The 18,596-nt window shown below is 71.1% G+C and carries 4 protein-coding genes; all 4 read left to right on the forward strand.

Annotation, left to right across the window (positions count from 1 at the left end; translation table 11 throughout):
- A partial coding sequence (locus QK444_RS13795) for a condensation domain-containing protein (RefSeq protein ID WP_282780365.1) occupies positions 1–2,226 on the forward strand: 2,226 nt, incomplete at its 5' end.
- Positions 2,223–3,068 carry a 3-hydroxyacyl-CoA dehydrogenase family protein gene (locus QK444_RS13800; RefSeq protein ID WP_282780367.1) on the forward strand — a complete coding sequence of 282 codons (846 nt, stop codon included), beginning with the start codon at positions 2,223–2,225 and terminating at the stop codon, positions 3,066–3,068. The genes QK444_RS13795 and QK444_RS13800, both read left to right, overlap by 4 nt.
- Complete coding sequence (locus QK444_RS13805; protein WP_282780369.1) at positions 3,055–13,326, forward strand: non-ribosomal peptide synthetase; 10,272 nt, start codon at positions 3,055–3,057, stop codon at positions 13,324–13,326. Before QK444_RS13800 ends, QK444_RS13805 begins: the two co-directional genes overlap by 14 nt.
- Positions 13,323–18,596 (forward strand): non-ribosomal peptide synthetase (locus QK444_RS13810; RefSeq protein WP_282780372.1); only part of this gene is annotated, 5,274 nt, incomplete at its 3' end. The genes QK444_RS13805 and QK444_RS13810, both read left to right, overlap by 4 nt.

Genomic DNA, 18,596 nt, shown 5'->3' on the forward strand with positions numbered 1-18,596 from the left:
AGCGCGTCCGACGAGGCTGCCGTCCGCACCCGGCGCACGCCCGTACCCGAGGATGCGACCGCGTGGCTGAGTGGCGTGCTGCGTGAGCTGTTGCATGCGGAGACCGAGATCGGGCCGGACGACGATTACTTCGACGTCGGCGGCAATTCGATCATCGCCGTGCAGCTGGTCGAGCGGGTGGAGGAGGCGTTCGGGTTCCGGCCCAAGCTGCTCGATGTGTACGAGCGGCCCACGGTCGCCGATTTCGCCGACCTGCTGCGTACCGGTGCGCGCACGGCGGAGCCCGCGGCGAGCCCGGCGGCGCGCGGGGTGCCGCCCATCACCCGCACCGATGAGCTGGTCATGTCGCCCGGACAGGAGCGCATGTGGTTCCACCACCAGCTCGTGCCCGACACCACCCTCTACAACTACCCGGTGGTCAACCTGCTGCGCGGGCCGATCGATATCGACGCCGTCAAGGGCACCTTCGAGGATTTCGCCGAGCGCCACGAACCGTTGCGCTACAACCTGGTCGAGGAGAACGGCCTCCCGGCGGTGCGGGTGCGCCCCGCGCTGGTGGACTTCTTCCGCGTCGTGGACGTATCCGGCGACCCCGATCCGGTCGCCCGGGCCCGCGCGCTCATCCAGGAGGCCGCCATCCGGCCGTTCGACTTGGCCCGCGACCCGATGGTGCGGGTGCTCGTGGTGACACTGAGTCCCGATACCCATGTGCTGCAGGTGGTCTGCCACCACTGCGTCACCGACGGTCAGACCCCGGGGATTCTCGCCCGCGAGATCCCGGTGCTCTACGCCGCGCGACAGGAGGGGCGCACCGCCGAACTGGACCCGCTGCCGATCCGCTACCGCGATTACGCGCGCTGGCATCGCGAGCTGCTCGATTCCGGTGCACTCGAGCACGAGCTGGACTACTGGGTGCACGTGCTGCGTGATGCGCCGAAACTGCGGCTGCCCACCGACTTCCCGCGTCCGGCCCGCAAGACGTTCACCGGTGAACTGGAGCCGTTCACGGTTCCGGCGGCGCTGCTCGCCGCGGCCCGCACTGTCGCCAAACGGGAATCGGTCTCACTGTTCGTGGTGCTACTGGCCGCCTTCTATCTGCTGCTCGCCCGGCGCAGCGGGCAGCGTGATCTCGTCGTCGGCACGCCCACGACCGGTCGGACCCGCCGCGAGCTGGAGGGTCTCATCGGCTTCTTCAACAGCACCGTGGCCCTGCGCGCCAACCTCTCCGGTCCCGCCACGCTGGCCGACGTGCTGGATCGGGTGCGCGCAATCGTCCTGGGAGCGTTGGAGAATCAGGAGATCCCCTTCGAACGCGTCGTGCACGCGCTCGACGATCAGCGCGACCTGTCCCGCACCCCGATCTTCGATGTGCTCTACGTCCACCAGGACCTCACCAGTACCGGCGCGGCCAATCCGCTCAGCGGGGAGGAGACGGAGTTCTTCGACCTGGAGCACTCGATTCACAACGCCTTCGGCGGATTGCCGCCCGGCACAGCGAAATTCGACCTCAGCCTGATCACCTACGACCGCAGCGACGGCCACGACATGCTCGCCTGCTTCGAGTACAGCACCGAACTGTTCACGCAGCGCACCGCCGCGGGCTTCGCGGCCGCCTACCTCGACATCCTCACCGAAGTGGTGGATTCCGCCCCGGAACGGTCGATCGAGGAGCTGATCGCCCCCGCGCCCGCACCGCTGGCCGAAGCGGAAGAGACGGCGGCACTGGATATTCCGACGGACCGCCCGCGCGGACCACATACCGGCTACACGCCCGGCGTGGTGCGCGAGCGGCTGGAGTCCGCGCCCGCGGACGCGGACCTGCTCGCCGCCTGGGTGGCGCTGCTGAGCTGGTACTCCGGTTCGGACGAGGTGGCCGTGGCGTTGCCGAACGGCGTGGCCCGCATGGACCTCGCCGACGAGCCCACCGGATCCGACCTGTGCGCGCGGGCCGCTGAAACCTTGGAGGCACCGGCGGGGCCCGCCGGTGCCGCAGCCCTGCGATTCGGCGATACCCCTACCGAAACAACGGAATTGGCGCTCGCACGGGCAACCGATGACCTCTCCGTGCTGGAACTGTCGTACGCCACCGAACTCTTCGACGAATCGACCGCACGGCAGCTGCTCGCCGATCTGGTCCGCCTGCTGCGGGGCCTGCGGGAGACGCCGGAGGATCCGGTGCCCGATATCGCGGTGCGTCGCATCGCCGAAGCGGAGGTGATCCGATGACCGGGGTCGTGGGTGTGCTCGGAGCGGGCACCATGGGCGCGGGCATCGCGCAATGCCTCGCGCAGGCCGGGCGCGAGGTGATCGTGGTCGAACCCGATCCGACCGCCGTGGAGCGGGCGCGCCGCGGACTCGACGAGGCGGTGCGCCTGGCCCTGCTGCTGGGCCGCGGTGATCGCCGCACCGCGCTCGACTCCGCCCGCCGGGTGCGCTGGTCCGACACCATCGACGAATTCGACGCGGCCGACTTCGTCATCGAATGCGCCGTCGAGCGGATCGAGTTGAAGGAGAAGCTGTTCGCCGACCTCGACCGCGTGTGTCCCGACGACACCGTGCTCGCCTCCATCACCTCCGCCATTCCCATCGCCCGGCTGGCCGCCGCGACCGCCCGCCCGGACCGGGTGCTCGGCCTGCACTTCATGAATCCGGCCCCACTGACCGACGCCGTGGAGGTGGTGCGCGGTGCGGCCACCTCGCCCGACACCATGGCCCGCGCCACCGATCTGCTCACCGCACTCGGCAAGCAGCCGATCGTGGTCGGCGACCGCCCCGGCTTCGTCCTGAACCGGCTGCTCATGCTGAGCATCGCGGAGGCCGCCGCCCTGCTCGACGCGGGCGAGTCCGCCGCCACCGTCGACGACCTTTTCGAACAGTGCCTGGGCCATCGCATGGGTCCGCTGCGCACCGCGGATCTGATCGGCCTGGACAACGTCGCCGACACCATCGAGGTGCTGCGGCGCGAGACGGGCGAGCAGCACTACCGGGTGCCGCCCGCGCTCGCGGCGCTCGTCACCGCCGGACATTTCGGCCGCAAGACCGGACAAGGATTCCATGACTATCGCTGACCTGAGCGGTGCGACCGCCGAGCCCACCCCGCCGTTCGGCGCGTCCGCCGACCGCTGGGAAGACGAACGCCGATACCGCGAATCCGGCGCGTGGGCCGCCGACCGCGAGTACTGGGAACACGCCCTCGCCACCGCCGCCCGCCCCGAACCTCTCCCCGCGCCACCGCCCGCGACGGCGGATGACGCGATGCCCGCGAACCACTCCGCCGCGTCCCGGGCGACCACACGGCCATCGCCACCCGGAACATCTCACACGACGACAGTCGATGTCACCGTGCGCCAGCCCACGGGGGAGGAGGCCGGTCGCATCGCAGCGCCGAATCCGCGCGCCGCGGCGGACAGTGGTTCCACGACTACGACGCTCGATAGGGCTACGCTCGGCGATTCGGCCGCGCCGCTGTGGGTGGCCGTGGATGGGGCGCGGGAACTCGCCAGGCTGGCGCGTGCCTGTGGGGGCGGCACACCGGCGGTGGTGCTGGCCGCGCTGGCGGTGTACGGGACTCGGCTCGCCATGGCGGATTCCGTCGTCGTCGCACTGGACAACGGGGATACCGCTGTGCCGCTGCGTATTCCGGTGCCGCCGGGGGCCGGGTTCGATGCCATTGCCCGACTGGTGGGGCGGGAGCTGCGCAAGGCGCGCAGACACCGCTATCTCCCGGATATCGACGAGCCGTGGCCGGATGCGCCGGTGCACGGGCGGTGGCCGCTGGCCGTGCGCATGCTGGGCGGCTCCGCTGCCGACGGCATCGAGGCGGTACGGATTTCGGCGTGGTCCGGGAGCGGGCACGCCTTCATCGTATGCGTGGACGATCGGGCGGAAGGCGGTTGGCGGATCGCCGTTCCCGGCGCACCGCGCTCCCACCGAGACCGCTTCGGCCGGCTGCTGGGGCGGCTGGCCCACGCGCCGCACACACCCATCGCGCGGGTGGATATCGCCGCGCCGGACGAGATCGACCACCTCATCGGCGACGGGCCCTCGGCCGAGAGCGCGACCCCCGCCACTCTCGCCGATCTCTTCGCCGCGCAGGCGACCCGCTCACCGGAGGCGATCGCGCTCGTCGGGTCCGACACCCGCATGACCTACGCGCAGCTGCACCACGACTCGAATCGACTGGCGCGCAGGCTGATCACCCTGGGAGCCGGGCCGGAACAGTTGGTGGGCATCGCCATCGGCCCCTCGCAGGAACAGATCCTCGCGGTCCACGCGGTGGTGGCGACGGGTGCCGCGTATCTGCCGCTCGATCCGGAACACCCGCGTGCCCGGCACGCCCGCACCCTCGACATCGCGCGCCCGATCTGCGTACTCACCACGCGGGCGGCCGGATTCGAGGCCCCGGCCGGTGTCCGCGTCATCCACATCGACGAACTCGACCTCGCGGGCGAATCGGACACCACCATTACCGATGCCGACCGCATCGCCCCGCTGCGTCCAGACCACCTCGCCTACGTGCTGTTCACCTCCGGCTCCACCGGCGAACCCAAGGGCGTGGGCGTCACCCATGCCGCCGTCCGTACCCACCTCGCCTGGATGCGGCGACTGCATCCGCTGGACGATACCGACGCGGTGGTGCGCAAGACCGCGTTGACCTTCGACGTCTCGGCCTGGGAAGTGCTGTGGCCGTTCACCACCGGGGCGCGACTGGTGATCGAAGGTTCCGGCGGGTACGGCGACCCGGCCGAATTGGCCCGCACCATCACCGAATACGACGTCACCACGGTGCAGTTCACACCGTCCACGCTCACCGCGCACCGGCGCGCCGTGCCCGCACCGCTGGCACCGAGCGTGCGCCGGGTGCTGCTCGCCGGTGAGGCGCTCACCCCCGCCCTCGCCGCCACCCTGCCCACCGTCGCACCGGGCGCGCACGTCGACAATCTCTACGGCCCGACCGAGGCGACCATCGCCGTCACTCGGCATGCCGTCGGCGAGCACGCCACCGCCGCGGTGCCGATCGGCGCACCCGCGTGGGGCGTCCGCGCCCACGTGCTCGACGCCTGCCTGCGCCCCGTGCCGACCGGCCTACCGGGCGAGCTGTACCTCGGCGGCGCGACCCTCGCCCGCGGCTATGTGCGCCGCGCCGCGCTCACCGCGGCTCGTTTCGTCGCCGACCCCTTCGGCGGTCCCGGCCAGCGCCTGTACCGCACCGGCGATATCGTGCGCTCGACCGGACGCGGTGAGCTGGAATACCTCGGCCGCGCCGACTTCCAGGTGAAGTTGCGCGGTATCCGCATCGAACTCGGTGAACTCGAAGCAGCGCTCACCGCACAGGAATCCGTGGCACAGGCGGTCGCGGTCGCGCACGGCGGCGATTCCGGTGGCCGACTGGTCGCCTATGTCACCCCGGCCGCCGGTCACCGCATCGACACCGCCGCCCTGGACCAGCGATTGCGCGACCTGCTGCCCCGGCACCTGGTGCCCGCGACGATCATCGGGCTCGCCGAGTTCCCGGTGAACCGTTCCGGCAAGGTGGACCGCACGGCGCTGCCCGTCCCCGACGTCGAGCCGGTGCCCTTCCGCGCTCCGCGCACGGAGACCGAAACCGCCCTGGCCGCAGCCTATGCCGAGGTGCTCGGCCGCGACGGCGTCGGCGTCGACGAATCCTTCTTCGCGCTCGGCGGCGACAGCATCATGTCCATTCTGCTGGTCTCCCGGGCACGGGCCCGCGGCGTCGCCGTCACCGCGCAGCAGGTGTACGAACACCGCACCGTCGCCCGGCTGGCGGCCATCGCCGAAACCGCTGGCGTGGAGGAGGTTCCACCGCTCGCCGAGCTGCCTGGCGGTGGTGTCGGAGAACTGCCGCTCACGCCGGTCATCCGGTTCCTGGTCGAGCGCGGCGGTACCTTCGACCGCTTCTGCCAGTCCATGACCCTCGAACTGCCCGCCGGAATCGACCGCGCCGCACTGGTGTCCACCATCACGGCGGTGGTCGACCACCACGACATGCTGCGCTCGCGTCTCTACCGCGACGACTCCGGCGACTGGCGTGTCCTGGTGACCCCACCCGGCAGCGTCGACGTGGACTCCCGAATCCACCGGGTGGAGCACGCCGCCGATCTCGGACACGACGACCTGCTGGCCCTGGCCACGGCCGAGGTGAATCGGGCCGTCGACCGCATCGACCCGTCCGCCGGCGAGGTGCTGCGATTCGTCTGGCTGACACCGGATTCGGCGACCGCCCCCGGCCTGCTCATCATCGCCGCGCACCATATCGCCGTCGACGGCGTCTCCTGGCGCATCCTGCTGCCCGATTTCATCGCCGCCTGGGCGGCCGTCGCCGCGGGCACCACGCCTCGGCTGCCCGCGGTGGGTACGTCCATGCGTCGCTGGGCGCACGCGCTGGTCGACACCGCGCACAGCGAATCGGTGACCGCCGAACTGCCGCGCTGGCGCGAGATCGTGACCGGCCCGGATCCATCGTTCGGCGACCGGCCCTTCGACCCACACCTCGATATGGCCACCGAGGTGGCGCACACCAGTGTCGAACTCGACGAGGCCGATACCGAGGCCCTGCTCACCGCCATCCCCGACCGCTACCGGGCCCGGGTCGCCGACGCCCTGCTGACGGCGCTCGCGCTGGCGGTGACACGCTGGCGCGCCCGGCGCGATGCGGACGAACGCACGGTACTGCTGCGGTTGGAGGGCCACGGCCGCGAACAGGACGCGGTACCCGGGACGGAACTGTCCCGCACCGTCGGCTGGTTCACCTCCATCGTCCCGGCCCGACTGGACCTGAGCGGCGTGGATCTCGACGACGCCTTCGCGGGTGGACCCGCCATGGGACACGCCCTCAAAGCCGTCAAGGAACAGCTGCGGGCCTTGCCGCACAACGGTTTCGGCTTCGGTCTGCTCCGCCACCTCAACCCGGACACCGCCGCCGCGCTGCCGTCGGGCGAGCCCGGCCAGATCTCGTTCAACTACTTCGGGCACATCACCGGGCTCGACATTCCCGCCGAGCTGGCCGGAATCGGCTTCCTGCCGTCCACCGAATTCGGCAGGCTGATCATCCGGCCCGACTCCCGCCGCGGCGCGCTGGGAGCGGTGGAGGTGGACTCCATCGTTCTCGGCAACCGTTTGGTGACCAGCTTCGGTTACGCGCGCGGCATTTTCGGTGACGACGACGGTGCGGAACTGGTCGAGCTCTGGCGGGCGGCGCTCGCCGCCGTGGCCCGGCATGCGCGGGACCCGCGGACCCGCGGCGGATACACCCCGTCCGATTTCCCGCTGACAGCCCTCTCCCAGGGCGATATCGATACCTGGGAAGCGCGGTACCCGACACTGCGGGAGGTATGGCCGGTCACGCCATTGCAGGCGGGCATGATGTTCCACGCCCTGTTCGATCCGGGCATGGTGGATGTGTACACGGTGCAGCTGGTGCTGAGCCTGGAGGGAGCGGTGGACGCGGCGCGGCTGCGTTCCGCGGCCGCGGCGGTGCTGGATCGACACGCCAACCTGCGCACCGCGTTCGAGGTCGCCAGCGACGGCGCGCCGGTCCAGATCGTCACCGGCGATGCGGTCCTGCCGTGGCATGAGGTGGACCTGACGGTGGCGGCCGAGGACTACGACCGCCTGCTCGACGCCGACCGCACCACACCGTTCGATCTCACCGCGCCGCCGCTGCTGCGCTTCCTGCTCCTCCGCCTCGCGGACGGCCGCACCGAATTCGCGGTGACCTGCCATCATCTGTTGCTCGACGGCTGGTCCATTCCGCTGCTGCTGCGTGAGATCATGGCCGGTTACGCCGGTTTCGAGCTCGAATCGCCGCGCCCGTACCGCCATTATGTGGAATGGCGCTCCCGACAGGACGACTCGGCCTCCCGCCAGGCATGGGCGCGGGCGCTGGCGGAGCTCGCGGAGCCGACACTGCTCACGGGTGACGCCATCGCGCCAGCCCCCGCGGCCCTGCCCCGGGAGCGGGCGTTCGACCTCGACGAGGACCGGACCCGTGCGGTGCACCGCCTGGCATCCGAGCTCGAGGTGACCGTCAACACCGTCGTCCAGGCAGCGTGGGCGATTCTGTTGTCGCGCACCGTCGATCGCACCGACATCGTTTTCGGCACCACGGTCTCGGGTCGTCCAGCCGAACTCGCGGGCGTCGAGAACATGGTGGGGCTGTTCATCAATACGATCCCGGTGCGGATTCGTCTGCTGCCGGGGGAGTCCGTGGGCGCACTGCTGCGCCGCGTGCAGCGGGAACAGTTCGGGCTCACGGCGCACCATCACCTGGGCCTGCCCGAGATCGGCGTACAGACCGGCTTCGGCGAGACCGGACTGTTCGACACCCTCGTGGTCGTCGAGTCCTATCCGGTCGACGCGGCACGGCTGCGCGCGGACGCCCTCGCCTACGCCGACCTCGCCATCACCGGGGTGCGCTCCCGGGAGGCAACGCACTACCCGCTCACGCTGACCGTTCGGCAGACCGACCGGCTGCACCTGCTCACCGGCTGGCGGCCGGATCAGATCGACGAGGCCACCGTGGTGCGTCTGGGTGAGCGGTTCGCCCGGGTACTGGAGGCGCTCGCCGCGAATCCGGCGACCGCGGTGTCCGACATCGAGGTGCTCGACGAGGCGGAGCGGCTTCGCGTGCTGCGGGACTGGCAGCGTCCGGCCGTGCGGCTGCCGGAAGCGACCCTGGTCGACCTCTTTCGCGCCCAGGTTGCCGCGCGCGGCGACGCCGTCGCGGTGCGCTGCGGGGACCGCACCCTGACCTACCGCACCCTCGGTGCGGCCGTCGCGGCGCTGTCGCGGGCCCTCGCCGTCCGCGGCGTCGGAGCCGGATCGCTGGTGGCCGTCGGTGTCTCACGCTCCGTCGAACTGATCGTGGCGCTGCTCGGCGTGCTCGAATCCGGGGCGGGATACGTACCGCTGGATCCGGGCGATCCGACGCGACGCCTGGCATTCGTACTCGCCGAAACAGATCTGGTCTGCGTTGTCACCTCCGTGGCCGATCACGCCGCGCTGCCCGCGCACGGGCTGCCGCAGGTGGTTCTCGACGGGGCCGGAGAAATAGCCGCCGCGCAGGATTCCGCCGGCGCGGGAGCCCACGACGGCTCGGCAGCTGCCGGGCGCGACCGGGTAGGTGGGTGGGCACGAAACGGAGAGACGACGGCGGCGGCCGATCGCGTTCCGCTGCCGCCACGGCCGGACGATACCGCCTACGTGCTCTACACCTCGGGCTCCACCGGCCGCCCGAAGGGGGTGTGCGTCACCCATCGCAATGTGGTCGGCATGCTCACCGCCGCCCGAACCCTGGTCGACGCCGATCACACCGATGTGTGGACCATGTTCCACTCGCACACCTTCGACTTCTCGGTGTGGGAGCTGTGGGGCGCGCTGTCCGGCGGCGGCACGCTCGTCGTCGTGGAGGACGGACTGACACGGTCGCCCGGCGAGTTCGCCGAACTGCTTGCCCGTGAGCGCGTCACGGTGCTGAGCCAGACCCCGTCGGCCTTCTCAGCACTGCTGGACTCCGGCTTCGGTCGCACCGCCGCACCGGCGCTGCGGCAGATCGTGCTCGGTGGCGAAGCGGTGGACCCGCGACGGCTGCTGGCGTGGTACGACACCGATCCGGCCGGGGAAACCCGGATTTCGAATCTGTACGGCATCACCGAGGCGACCGTGCACGCCACCCACTTCGCGGTGGGGCGGGCACACGCCGAGTCGATGCGGGCCAGTGTGATCGGCCGTGGTCTGCCGGGAATGACCGTGCGCGTGCTGGATTCCCGGCTGCGACCGACTCCGGTCGGTGTCCGGGGTGAGCTCTATCTGACCGGCGTCCAACTCGCCCGTGGCTACCATGCTCGCCCGGCGACCACCGCCGAACGTTACGTGGCCGATCCGATCGGTGCGCCCGGCGCTCGCCTGTATCGCACCGGCGATCTGGCGCGCTGGAATGCCGACGGACAGCTCGAATACCTCGGCCGCGCCGATCACCAGGTGAAGATTCGCGGCTATCGCATCGAGCCGGGTGAGGTCGAAGCCGTACTGCTGGAACACGAGTCGGTGTCGCGAGCGGTCGCCGTGGTCCGCACCGCTCCTTCCGGGGCCGCTGGGTTGATCGCCTACGTGGTGCCCGCTTCGACAGCCACGCCCATCGTGGAGGTACTGGAAGCCCACCTCGCGGAGCGCCTTCCGGTGTACTTGCGACCGGCTGCCATCGTGCCGGTCGACGCGATCCCACTGACCGGCAACGGCAAACTGGATCTGTCGGCGCTTCCCGATCCGGTCCCGGCCCCGCGCTCGGACCGCACTCCGCGCACCCCGGTCGAACATCTGGTGGCCGACCTCTTCGTCGAAGTGCTCGGCGTCGACCGGCCGGGCGTGGACGACTCGTTCTTCGCGCTCGGGGGCGACAGCATCATCTCCATCCAACTCGCCGCCCGGGCGCGCGCCCGCGGCCTGCACGTCACCCCGCGCGAGATCTTCGAGAACCGCACGGTCGCCGGGATCGCTGCTGTCGCAAGGCTGCTGGGCAGCGACGCCGACGTGCCGAACGCGTTGCCGGAACTTCCGGGCGGCGGTGTCGGTGACATCCCGCTCACGCCCGTCGTGCGGTGGCTGACCGAACGCGGCGGCGGCTTCCGCCGGGTCAACCAGACACTGACCGTCGAACTGCCCGCGCGCACCGGTCACGACGATGTGGTCGCCGCCGCCACGGCGCTCATCGACCGCCACGATATGTTGCGCGCCAGGCTGTTCCGCGACGAGTCCGGTGAATGGCGCTTCCGGACCGAACCGGTGGGCGCGCTCGCGGCCGCGGAGTCGGTGCGGCACATCACCGTGGACGCCGCCGACTCGGAGGCCGTGCGCACGCTGACCGCCACGGCCGTCGACGCCGCGCTGGACCGGCTCGACCCCGCGGCCGGGGTGATGGTGCAGTTCGTCCACCTCACCCCGGAACAGGGGAGCGGACCGGACCGGTTGATCATCTGCGCGCACCACCTCGCCGTGGACGGCGTCTCCTGGCGGATCCTGCTGCCCGACCTGTTCACCGCGCTGGCGGCCGCCGCCCAGGGGGTCGTGCCGCGGCTGGAGCCGGTCGGCACGTCCATGCGCCGCTGGGCACACGCACTGCTCGACGCCGCGCACGCACCCGACCGGATCGCCGAACTCGCCCACTGGCGGCGGGTCTGCGCGACGGTCGAACCGCCGCTGACCGTGCGGCCGCTCGACCCCGTCATCGACACCGCCGATCGCCTCGCGACCGTGGACATCACCGTGGACGACACGGTCACCGCGGCGCTGGTGCGCACCGCTACCGCGCGTTTCCATGCCGGGGTCGACGAAATCCTGATCGCCGCGCTGGCCGTCGCCCTCGCGGCATGGCGAGCCGGACGGGGCACGGACGCCCCGGTGTCGCTGCTGCGGCTGGAAGGTCATGGACGCGCGGAGCAGCTCGCGCCGGGTGCGGACCTGTCCCGCACGGTCGGCTGGTTCACCTCCCTCTACCCGGTGCGTCTCGACCTCGGCGAGCTCGACATCGACGCGGCGCTGGCCGGGACCGCCGCGACCGGGACGGCGCTCAAGACGATCAAGGAGCAACTGCGCGCCGTTTCCGAGCACGGGATCGGCTACGGTCTGCTCCGCTACCTCAATCCCGATACGGGCGAACAGCTTCCGGACGCCATGCCGGGGCAGGTCGCCTTCAACTACCTCGGCCGCGTCGAGGACCGGGACGGTGGGGTGTTCGCGACACCGGACGCCCGTCCCGACCCGGATCTGCCCGCGGCGGCCGCGCTCGAAGTGAACGCGATCGTGGCGGGCGCCGCCCTGCACGCGGGATTCGCCTACCCCAGCACACTTCTCGATGAAGCGGAGGTGTCGGAACTGGCCCGACTGTGGGTGACCGCGCTCGACGCGATCGCGACGCACACGCGCGCCGCGGACGCCGGCGGGCACACCCCGTCGGATTTCCCGCTGGTGCGGGTGCGCCATGACGACATCCTCGGCTGGGAGCGGGACTACGGGAGCCTCACCGAGGTGTGGCCGCTCGCGCCGCTGCAATCCGGTCTGCTCTTCCACGCCACCGTCGCGGCGCCGGGAGACACCGATATCGCCGACGTCTACAACGTGCAGACGGTCGTGCGACTGAGCGGGCCGATCGACCGCGACCGGTTACGGCAGGCCGGGCAGCGCATTCTCGAGCGGTACCCGAACCTGCGCGCGGCCTTCGTTTTCGACACCGCCGGCACGCCCCGGCAAGTGGTGCCCGAGATGGTCGAACTGCCCTGGCGGGACGTGGCCCTGCAGACGGAGCACGACCTGGCGGAGCTGGCCGCGCGGGAGCGGGCGCGCCGATTCGATCCGGCCCACCCGCCGCTGCTGCGCTTCACGCTGGCCCGCGTCGCCGACGCGGAGCACGTTCTGGTGGTGACGTATCACCACATCCTGCTCGACGGCTGGTCCGTCCCACTGGTGCTGCGTGATCTGCTGGCGCTCTACGCCACCGACGAGTCGCTGCCTGCCCCGCTGGGCACTTTCCGCGACTACCTCGCCTGGAACCACGGGCGAGATACGGTCGTCGCCACGCGAGCCTGGCGACGGGCGCTGGATGGCGTGCGCGCGCCGACGTTGGTCGCCCCGGGGATCCGGAGCCACGACAGCGCGGTCACGACGGCGGATCACCGGTGGTCCCTCGATGCGGCGACCACCACCGCACTCGGCGTCACCGCCGCGGAACTCGGGGTCACCGTCAACACCGTGCTGCAAGTGACCTGGGCGATTCAGCTGGGGCGCGCACTCGGACGCGACGACGTGGTGTTCGGTGCTACAGTCTCGGGCCGCCCGGCCACGGTGCCCGGCGTGGAATCGATTGTCGGACTGTGTATCAACACCGTGCCGGTACGGGTGCGCGTCGTGGCGGGCACGTCCGTGGCGGATCTATTGCGGGCGGTGCAGGCCGAGCAGGCGGAGCTGATCGAGCATCATCAGCTGGGCCTCACCGAGATCCACACCGCCGCCGGGTTCCGCGACCCGCTGTTCGATACCGTTCTCGCCTTCGAGTCCTATCCGGTGGACACCGAACAGCTCAGCGCAGCGGCCGCCGCCGTCGATGGCGTGACCGGTGCGCGACTGGAAGTCACCGACGCCGCCCACTATCCGCTGACCGTCACCGTGGAACCGGGAAGTGAACTGCGCGTCCGAATAGGCTATCTGTGCGACGTCTTCGATCTGGCGAAGATCGTCGAGATCGGTGCCGCTATGCGGCGACTGCTCACCACCATCGCCAGCGACCCGCACCTGACGATCGAGGAGCTGGTGTGACCGCCCGCTTTCCGCTCACGCGCGCACAGCAACAGGTCTGGGTCGCACAGCAACTCGACGACACCGGCCGACGCCTGATCGTCGGCGGCTACGTGCACATACACGGCGCGATCGACGACTCGGTGTTCGAGCGAGCGTTGCGGATCGTCGTCGCCGGAGCCGAAACCCTGCGGGTGCGCTTCGAGACCACCACCGACGGCACCGCTGTGCAAGTGGTCGAGGAGCTGCCCGACTGGCCGTTGCACCGCACCAGCTTTCGTGCCGCCGCCGATCCGCACGATGCGGCGGCGCGCCATATGGACGCGGCCCTGGACCGGCCCTTCGACCTGAGCCGTACGCCGCTGTTCGAACATCACCTGCTCGACCTCGGCGCGGCGGGCACGCTGTGGTTCATCCGATCCCACCACCTGATCCTCGACGGCGCGTCCTCGGCCGCCTTCATTCGCCGCGTGGCCGACACCTACACCGCGCTGCTGCGCGGGCATCGGGTGGCGGAATCGGTGTTCGACCGGGTGGCCGACCTGATCGCCGAGGACGAGCGATTCCGCGCCTCCGCGCGGTTCACGGCCGACCGAGAGTTCTGGGCGGATCGGCTCGCGACCGACGAACCCTATGACGCACCGCAGTTCGGCGGTTCGCCGCCGATCACCGATGGCGCGCGATTCCTCCGCCGTGACGGTGTGCTGGGCGAGTCCGAGTGGAAAGCGCTGCGCGCCCGCGCGGAATCCTCCGGAACACCGTGGCCGGTCTGGGCCTTCGCGGCCATCGCTTTACTGCTGCACGCTGATTCGGGGGTCCGCACGGTCACCCTCGGTCTGGCCGTCCCCGCCAAGCGTTCCCGGCACGCGCTCGGCATGACCGCCAATGTGCTCCCGCTGCGGATCACGGTCGACCCGGCCGCCACGGTCGGCGATCTACTCGCGGCCGTGCGCGCGGAATCGCTGATCATCCTGCGCCACCAGCGTTTCCAGTACGGTGAGATGCTCGCGGAGCTGGGCGCGAGCGGGCTCGGCGGCGGCGTCATCGGCCCCACCGTCAATGTGATGCCCATGCAGAAGGATCTGCGCTTCGGCTCCGAACCGGCCACCCTGCGCCATCTCGCCGCCGGGCGCTCCGACAATCTGAACATCAGCCTCTACGACAACGGTGATCCGACGCTGTCGGTGGTGCTCGAGTCGAATACCCTGCGCTACTCCGACGACGACCTGACCGCACACCACCGGCGGCTGACCGAAACCCTCGCCGCCCTCGCCGCCGCGCCGCGGGACCGTCCGCTGGCCCGACTGCGGACCGTGCCCGATCCGGCCGGACCCGCCGTCACCGTTGCACCGTCGGACACCCTGGTCGATCTGTTCGAGCGCACGGCGGTCGCGCACGCCTCCGCACCCGCCGTGGTGCACGGCGATACCGCGCTCACCTATCGCGAACTCGATCTGCGCGCACAGCGGCTGGCCCGCGTTCTCGCCGGATACGACGTCGGCCCGGGGCATTTCGTGGGTCTCGCGCTGCCGCGTTCGGTCGATCTCGTGGTGGCGATCCTGGCGGTGCTGAAGACCGGCGCGGGATATGTGCCGCTGGATCCGGCCTATCCGGAGCGGCGGGTGCGCACCATCATCGACGATGCGGCCCCGGCGCTCGTCATCGCCGGGGCGGAGGTGGTGCTCCCGGAATCCACTGCGGCGCGGCACGTACTGCGGATCGGCGACCCGCCCCAGGTCGCGCCCCGGCAGCCGCGGCGACCCGGACCGGCGCACCCGGCCTATGTCATCCACACCTCCGGAACCACCGGAACGCCGAAGGGCGTGGTGGTCACGCACGCGAACGTGGTCCGGCTGCTCACCGCGACCCGATCGTGGTTCGACTTCGGCGCGGATGATGTCTGGACCCTGTTCCACTCCACCGCATTCGACTTCTCGGTCTGGGAGATGTGGGGTGCGCTGGCGCACGGCGGCAAGCTCGTCGTGGTCGACGCCGAGATGGCGCGCTCACCGCGCGATTTCCTGGATCTGCTGGTGGCACAGAGGGTTACGGTGCTCAATCAGACGCCGTCCGCATTCGGCATGCTGGTCGACGCCGAGGCGGACCGACCGGTCGACGGCGATCGGCTCGCCCTGCGTCACATCATCTTCGGCGGGGAGCCGGTGGAGCCGTGGCGGCTGGCCGAGTGGTGGTCGCGGCACGATCCGCGGCGGCCGCGGCTGGTCAATATGTACGGCATCACCGAGACCACGGTGTTCACCACCGGAACCGAACTGGCCGACGCCGCCGCGGCGGGCGACATCGGCACGCCCCTGGCCGATCTGGCGGTGTACGTGCTCGATGCCGCCCTGCGCCCGTGCCCGCCGGGGGTGCCCGGGGAGCTCTACGTGGCGGGTCCGGGTGTCGCCGCCGGATACCTGCGTCGGCCGGGCGTCACCGCGGCGCGATTCGTCGCCGACCGGTTCGGCGCACCCGGCACGGTCATGTACCGCAGCGGCGATATCGCGCGATGGACCGAGGCCGGGACGCTCGACTACCTCGGGCGGGCCGACCGGCAGGTCAAGATCCGTGGCTTCCGCATCGAGCCCGGCGAGATCGAGGCCGCGCTGTGCGCGCTCCCGGCCGTGCGGGCGGCGGTGGTGCTGACCGTGGCACACCGGCCCGGGGACCGGCGGCTGGCGGCCTTCGTCGCCGGGGACGGCATCGATACGGGCGCGATTCGTGCGGGTCTCGCCGAACGTCTGCCCGCCCACGCGGTACCCGCCACGACCGTGACCGTCGACGCCATTCCGACGACCCCCAACGGCAAGGTCGACGAACGCCGACTGCGCGCGCTCGCGACCGGCGGGAGCACGGCCGACGCCCGGCCGCGCACCGACGCCGAGGCGCGGTTGCACGCGGTCTTCGCGGAGGTCCTCGGGTACGACGGTTTCGGGGTCGAGGACGGGTTCTTCGCCATCGGCGGTGACAGCATTCTCGCCATCCGGTTGGCGGACCGCGCTCGCGCGGCCGGATTCGCTCTGACGCCGCGGGATGTGTTCGAACAGCAGCACATTCGCGCACTGGCTGGCAGCGCCGGGGCACTCCCACCCAGCCTCACCCGCCCCGCCCCCGCCCCGCCGGACGGCAGCACCCTGCTGCCGACCACGCCCTTGCAGGCCGGGTTGCTGTTCCACTCGCTGCTCCAGGCGGGGGAGGGTGAGGATCCCTATCTCGTCCAGGCCGTAGTGACGCTGGATGGTCGAATCGACGCGCAACGGCTGGCCGAGGCACTGCGCATGGTGCTCGGCCGGCATCCGCACCTGCTGGGACGTTTCGTCATCGACGGCGAGAGTCCGCGCTACGAGATCCGCACCGATCTGGAATTGCCCTGGCGCGTAGTAGATCTTGGCGACCGCGCGTCCGCCGACCGCCCGATGGTCGACCACCAGGCCACCGAATGGGACGGCGCGGTGCGCGTGGCACTGGCCGAGGACGCTCGCATGGATCCGCTCGCGGCCCCACCGCTGCGCGCCACCCTGGTGCGCACCGGCCCCCGGTCGGCCACCCTCCTGATCACCCACCACCACGCGCTGCTCGACGGCTGGTCGCTGGGCATCCTGCTGCGCGAACTGCTGCTGAGCTATCACGGGCACGGATTGCCCGCCGCCCCGGCCTTCGCCGCATTTCTCGACCAGTCCGCCACCCTGGACCGCGAGCGGGCCCGCGCGGCCTGGGCGCGGGCGCTGCGCGGTGCCGAACCCGGCAAGGTCGCCCGCGCCGACCTGGGACGGTGGCGGCGACCCGCCGAACATCGGTTCACCCTGCCCGCCCCCGTCGTCACCGCGCTGCGCGAACGGGCCGCCGCGCACGGCCTGACCCTCAACACGATGATCCAGGCCCTGTGGGCGCTGGTGCTGGCCGATCTCACCGGCACCGACGACGTCGTCTTCGGCATCACCGTCTCCGGCCGCGACACCGGCGATCTGCACGACACCGTCGGACTGCTCATGAACACCGTGCCGCTGCGGGTGCGCCGCCATCCCGCGTGGACGCCGCTCGAACTGGCGTCCCGGATACAGCGCGACCGGGTGGCGCTGATGGACCACGACCATCTCGGACTGCCCGACATCATGGCGGCGGCCGGGGTGAGCGATCTGTTCGACACCTCGCTCGTCTTCGAGAACTTCCCGCTCGACACCGCGCTGTTCGACACCCCGCTGCTCGACGGCTCGGACGCCGACGTGCGGGTCACCTCGGTGGATGTCATCGGCGGCACGCACTTTCCGCTCACCGTGGTCGTGGTGCCCGGAGCCGAGGACCTGGACTTCCGCATCGGCGCGCATCTGGACCGCATCGACGCCCTCGCCGATATCGACGAGCTGTGGGCGCGCATCCGCACCGCCGCGGCGGCGCTGACCACGCCGCACCCGTCCCCGGTCGGTCGGCTCGAACTGCTGCCGCCCGCCCGCCGCGCCGCACTGCTGGCCGCCGGACGCGGCGCGGACACCGATGTCGAGAACGCTGGCCTCGGTCGGTGTTTCGAGACGACGGTACGGGAGCACGCCCACGACATCGCGCTCTGGTACGACGGAACGGAAGTCACCTACGCCGAGCTGAATGCGCGCGCCAACCGGGTAGCCCGGTGGCTGCGCACCCGCGGCGCGGGCCCCGGTGTGCCGATCGGTCTGGCGCTGCCGCGGTCGGTCGACCTGGTGGTTACCTTCCTCGCCATCGCCAAACTGGGCGCACTGTGCGTGCCGATCAGCGACCGCTATCCGCCCGCGCGGGTGCGACAGCTGCTGGCCTTCACCGAAACCGAGCTGGTGCTACACGAACTCGATGGCGTGGCAGCGGAATTCGATGACAGCAACCTCGGCGTGGACGTACCGGCCGATGCCGTCGCCACCCTCATGTTCACCTCCGGCTCGACCGGTGCGTCCAAGGGCGTCGAGGTCACCCATCGCAATATCGTGGCCCGCGCCCGCGACCGGATCGGCCGCGACGACGGGCACCGGCGCATGCTCATGCACCTGCCGCACAACTGGGACATGGTGGTCTGGGAGCTGTGGCTGCCGCTGCTCACCGGCCGGACGACGGTCATCGCCCGCCCCGGCGTCCTCGACGTGCACGACTACACCGAGATCCTGCGCGCGGGCGCGGTCACCTCGATCATGCTGCCGGCCGGGCTGTTCGACCTGCTGGCCGAACGGATACCGGATGCGCTCGCCGGACTGCGGATGATCGCGTCCGCCGGTGACGTGCTGCCGCCGCGCGCCCCCGCGACGATACCGCGCGGCGCGCGCCCGCCC

This window comes from Nocardia sp. CC201C (genome assembly GCF_030010695.1).
GTDB classification, from domain to species: domain Bacteria; phylum Actinomycetota; class Actinomycetes; order Mycobacteriales; family Mycobacteriaceae; genus Nocardia; species Nocardia otitidiscaviarum.

What these genes read in the sequence shown, in the direction of transcription:
- QK444_RS13805 (WP_282780369.1), top strand. Translation starts at nt 3,055, where the DNA reads ATGACTATCGCTGACCTGAGCGGTGCGACCGCCGAGCCCACCCCGCCG.
- QK444_RS13800 (WP_282780367.1), top strand. Translation starts at nt 2,223, where the DNA reads ATGACCGGGGTCGTGGGTGTGCTCGGAGCGGGCACCATGGGCGCGGGC.